The sequence below is a fragment of the Pseudomonas sp. S31 genome, assembly GCF_016648105.1.
GTDB lineage: Bacteria > Pseudomonadota > Gammaproteobacteria > Pseudomonadales > Pseudomonadaceae > Aquipseudomonas.
In genome coordinates this window covers 1-238 of record NZ_JACVVE010000106.1, presented here as the reverse complement: position 1 = coordinate 238, position 238 = coordinate 1, and the positions used below count along the sequence as shown (strand labels likewise).

Annotated in this window: 1 protein-coding gene; it reads right to left on the bottom strand. The window is 66.8% G+C overall.

The window, feature by feature from the left end; all coding sequences use genetic code 11:
• On the bottom strand, positions 1 to 238 hold a 238-nt coding region (locus IAE37_RS28670), incomplete at both ends, for a thiamine pyrophosphate-dependent enzyme (protein WP_236410229.1).

The following is a 238-nucleotide window of genomic DNA, read 5'->3' as shown; positions in this document are numbered from 1 at the left end:
GTTCACCAGCACGTGGACGTAGGGCAGGTTGAACTGCGCGCCCACCGCCAGTTCCTCGATCATGAACTGGAAGTCGTAGTCACCCGACAGCGCGACGACCTTGCGCTTCGGATCGGCTTTCACCACGCCGAGGGCGGCAGGGATGGTCCAGCCCAGCGGGCCGGCCTGGCCGCAGTTGATCCAGTGGCGCGGCTTGTACACGTGCAGGAACTGCGCGCCGGCGATCTGCGACAGGCCG